Below are 3829 nucleotides of genomic sequence, written 5' to 3'. Positions count from 1 at the left end.
CCCCGTTATCGACATTTACTGTTGCAATAACGAGGCGGACCATACATTTTTGTGCCTGCAATTTGCCATTCATAATTACTTACATACTCATCCGGCGCGAATCTCTGTTTAACGATATCCTTTGTGTTTTAGAATAGTGTTACTGTGCGTGTGCGAAAACACATATCTGCACTGACTTCACAGCGCAATAAGAAATAATAATGAATAACACGGAGACGGAAATGAAACCCAATATGAAAACCCTCGCAGGCTTTGCACTGAGCCTTGTAGCTGCATCTATCATCGGATGTTCACCTGCCAGCGAAAAGACGCAGGAAACCACAGCCCCTGTTGCAGCGGAACAAACTGCGCAATCAGAAACCGAAAGGCTGAATGCCTGGTTTGAAGAGCAGTATGAGAAACAACTGCAAATGTCACCCATCACGTTAACCATGCGTGGCCGCAAAGAACGCTACGGTGAAATTGATGATGCATCAGAAAAGGCTGCTGAAGAGCGTTTTGCCATGCTGGAAGCCGCTGTTGAAGAAATGAAATCCACCTTCGATTACGACAAGCTGGATGATGCGGCAAAGATCTCATGGAATATCCTGGTTTACTCTTATGAACAGGATAAGCTGATGAAGCCTTTTGAGCGCCGTGAATACATCTTTAATCAGATGTTTGGTATGCACACGTCTCTTCCTACAGTTTTAATTAATTATCACAAAGTCGAAAGCGAGCAGGACTTAAAGGACTACGTAAGCCGTCTGGGTGAAACCGGCCGGGCGATGGATCAGTTAATCGACCGCGCGCGCATCAACGCCGATGAAGGTGTGAAGTCACCGTACTTTGCCTATCAGGGCGTCATTGAACAAAGTAAAGGCATTATCTCCGGAAAGCCCTTTGACGATTCTGAGAACGACAGCGCCCTTTATGCAGATTTTAAAGCCAAAGCACAATCTCTTGTCGATGCCGGTGAGCTGACACAGGAGCAGGCTGACGGTTACCTTAAAGACGCTGAAACCATGCTTACCACTAAGCTTGGGCCTGCATATCAAACGCTGATTGACTGGTTTGAAGCTGATCTGCCTTCGCTGGATAAGAATGCTAAAGGTGTCTGGGCACTGCCGGACGGCGAAGCCTATTACAATGCCATGCTTGCACGCTCCACTACCACAGACATGACTGCGGATGAAATTCACGAACTGGGTTTAAAAGAAGTCGCCCGTATTCGTAAAGAGATGGAAAAGGTAAAAGCAGAGCTTGGGTTTGAAGGTTCTCTGCGTGAGATGTTTGATTACTTCCGTGAAGATAAAACCGATGAACGTCTCTATTACCCGAATACCGATGAGGGCCGTGAGGGTTATCTGAGTGATACCCGTACCTACATCAACAACATGAAAGAAATGCTGCCTGATTACTTTGGCCGTCTTCCTAAGGCAGACCTTGTGGTGAAACGGGTTGAGCCTTTCCGCGAGCAACCGGGTGCTGCACAGCATTACTATCCCAGCTCTCCTGATGGTAAGACGCCGGGCGTTTACTACGTACACCTGATTGATATGACCATGATGCCAAAAAGCGAAATGGAAGCCATTGCTTATCACGAGGGTGTACCGGGCCATCACATGCAAATTGCCATTGCTCAGGAACTGGAAGATATTCCCACATTCCGCACACAAATGTTCTTCACCAGCTATGTGGAAGGCTGGGCACTTTATGCAGAGCGTCTTGCCAGCGAAATGGGCGCTTACAAAGAGCCGGTAAATAACTTTGGCCGTTTGCATTCTGAAATGTGGCGAGCAATCCGTCTTGTTCTGGATACCGGAATTCACGCGAAAAAGTGGACAGAGCAACAGGCTGTAGACTATTTCATTGATAACTCGCCAATATCAGAAGGTCAGGCGAAATCAGAAGTACAGCGCTATTTTGTCATGCCGGGTCAGGCAACCGCTTATAAAATCGGTATGCTGAAAATTCTGGAGCTGCGTGAAAAAGCAAAAACTGCGCTGGGTGATAAGTTCGACATCCGCGGATTCCACGACCTTGTATTGGGTGGCGGTGCCGTGCCGTTAAGCACGCTGGAGCTGATGGTCGACGACTGGATTAAATCTCAGTCTTAATGTTACCGGAGGTTGTTCAGGGGCTTTGCCCTGAACAACCTGCTTTAAGCTATTGCCCGCGTTTAATTACGCGTTCGCATTTTCCCTTCCACTCATCGTCCAGTACATCGAGTTGCACATACTCTGCTGCTTTTTCAGGATTGCCCTTGTCATAAACGGCCGTCATTAAATCAGCAACGCTGACCGTTTTATCTGCTCTGGAAATCAGCTTTACTTCATCGCCGGTGTTCAATGTGCCTGTTTCAATCACGCGAAAATACCAGCCGGTAATGCCTTCATTTCCGACGAAGCGATCAAGGTTCTTTATATCGAAGCGTTGGGAAATTTTATTACAGGGGGCGCGGGGTGCACCAACCTGTACAACAATCTCACCCATCTGCCAGACGTCACCGATGAATACGTTGGTGTCGTCCATGCCTTCAACTATCAGGTTTTCGCCAATGGTGCCCGGGACAAAGTTACCCTCAGGAAACGCTTCTGATAAACGTTCATAACCACGGTGACTGAATTGATGGAGCACTTTCTCCGGACCACCATGCAGCTTCTTATTTCCCTGTTCATCTTCCTCAGTGCCGGACGTCAGTACTGTAAGAAAAGGAACGGGTTGTTTCTGAATGGCGCTGGGTGCTCCCCGCGGACCAAAGGGGACCGGTTTAGCTGCGTATAAAGCTTCGATATGCATGATAGTTTCCACAACAGAGAAGGGTTAGCGTGTTACTTTAAAAAAAACTGCAGCGTATTTAAACCTTTTACATGTCGTCTGCGACTAACCTGAAAACACACCGGATAAAACGGAATATGGACATGGCAGAGTCTGAAACGGAAGCACACTCCCGTTCAGAACAACAACAATTAAACAGACTCGTTGCATTGGCTGTAGCCGGCGATCGTGATGCCTATCGTCAGATCTATGAAACACACGTGAACCGGGTTTACGCCCTTTGCTACCGGCTAACGGGAGACAAGTCGCTGGCTGAAGATGCGACACAGGAAGTCTTTATACAGGTATGGCGGAAGCTCGGTAATTATCAGGGACAGAGCCTGTTCAGTACCTGGCTGCACAGCGTAACCGCGAATGTGACTATCAGTTATATGCGTAAGCAAAAGAGCTGGATGCGGCGGCTATTCGATACCACTGAGCAAATTGACAACGAGGCCGGGGCAGCATCATGCAGCAGCGAAGTGGATCTGGAACGATATATCCGGCAATTGCCGGAACGGGCACGGGTAGTGTTTGTACTGCATGCCGTAGAAGGTTACAGACATGACGATATCGCCGCAATGCTTAATATTGCACAGGGCACCAGTAAAGCGCAGTTTCACCGTGCGCGGCAGCTATTAGAAGCGTGGATGGGAGAGAGTGATGTCTGATAAAGGGTCTGAACTTAATAAAGCGCTTGAGCGCCTGCCACAGGAAATGAAACCTGATCGTGATCTGTGGACCGGCATTGCGCTTTCTATCGAAGCCGGAGAAATGGAAAAGCAGGAAACCGCCGGAAAGGCGCCGGTGAACCGGTTGCGGTATATGGCGATGGCTGCCAGCCTTTTACTGGTGACCTCCCTGTTTATCTTTATCAAGCCTTCTGAGTATTTCGGCAGCGACAGCGGCGCCGGAGATGCCCGGGGACAGGCTCTGGTCAATGTACTGAGCCGGCAACACGAACAGCAAAAACAGCAACTGCTGGTGCGTTTTCAGGACCAGACAGCGGTCACTGACGACTGGCAGACAC

4 protein-coding genes are annotated in these 3829 nt (G+C 48.7%); 3 read left to right on the top strand and 1 reads right to left on the bottom strand.

The window, feature by feature from the left end; all coding sequences use genetic code 11:
* Positions 1-221 precede the first annotated feature (221 nt).
* Positions 222-2099, top strand: coding sequence for a DUF885 domain-containing protein (locus tag AC4PME_RS16815; protein WP_491046544.1), 1878 nt, complete (start codon positions 222-224; stop codon positions 2097-2099).
* Positions 2100-2148: 49 nt separating this feature from the next.
* Here the strand turns inward: AC4PME_RS16815 and AC4PME_RS16810 are convergent, their stop codons facing one another.
* Positions 2149-2781 (bottom strand): MOSC domain-containing protein, encoded by a 633-nt coding sequence (locus tag AC4PME_RS16810; RefSeq protein WP_119499838.1) that lies wholly within the window; start codon positions 2779-2781, stop codon positions 2149-2151.
* Positions 2782-2903: 122 nt separating this feature from the next.
* On the opposite strand from AC4PME_RS16810, the gene AC4PME_RS16805 reads away from it, so the two are divergent.
* Positions 2904-3470 carry an RNA polymerase sigma factor gene (locus AC4PME_RS16805; RefSeq protein WP_491046545.1) on the top strand — a complete coding sequence of 189 codons (567 nt, stop codon included), beginning with the start codon at positions 2904-2906 and terminating at the stop codon, positions 3468-3470.
* A partial coding sequence (locus tag AC4PME_RS16800) for a hypothetical protein (RefSeq protein ID WP_491529663.1) occupies positions 3463-3829 on the top strand: 367 nt, incomplete at its 3' end. The genes AC4PME_RS16805 and AC4PME_RS16800, both read left to right, overlap by 8 nt.

Source organism: Alteromonas sp. (genome assembly GCF_984505615.1).
Note: the sequence above shows the minus strand (reverse complement) of the source record. Positions and strands in the feature narration are given on the sequence as shown.